This window comes from Bariatricus sp. HCP28S3_D3, assembly GCF_052065755.1.
Lineage (GTDB): Bacteria > Bacillota > Clostridia > Lachnospirales > Lachnospiraceae > Allocoprococcus.
Map to the genome: position 1 here is coordinate 1 of NZ_JBQHTK010000109.1, position 428 is coordinate 428.

1 protein-coding gene is annotated in these 428 nt (G+C 43.9%); it reads left to right on the forward strand.

What is annotated here, in order from left to right; all coding sequences use genetic code 11:
* Window positions 1–13: 13 nt before the first annotated feature.
* The gene (locus tag ACTNB3_RS17930; protein WP_441027322.1) at window positions 14–127 is read left to right on the forward strand and encodes a helix-turn-helix domain-containing protein; all 114 of its coding nucleotides are present in this window, start codon (window positions 14–16) and stop codon (window positions 125–127) included.
* Window positions 128–428: the final 301 nt, after the last annotated feature.

Here is a 428-nt window from a genome sequence, read left to right on the forward strand (position 1 = left end):
ATTGAAAGCCAGGGTGAAAAGTAATTTGAACAAAGCGTATAAATTCCGGATTTACCCGGATAAAAAACAGGAAGAACTTCTTGCTAAAACATTTGGATGCTGCCGTTTTATCTTGAAAGAAGATTAGCCCCCCACCTCTATAGATGGTGAGTTGCGACAAATATGTCTTGGTGGGAGTCTAATCTTCTTCCAAGATAAAGCCTCCGGCGGATTGCAGAGGTGCGCAGATGTATTGTGTCATGCAAAGCATGACGCGCACCTCGCAGCAAGTACGCCGAGGCGTACTTGAATTATAATATCATGCTGGATGACAAGAGAAAGGAATATGAGGCAACGAAGAAAATGAAGAAGACGACTCCGGCAGCCTATAAGAAAGAATATCCGTGGCTGAAAGAAGTAGATTCCCTTGCACTGGCGAATGTGCAGAT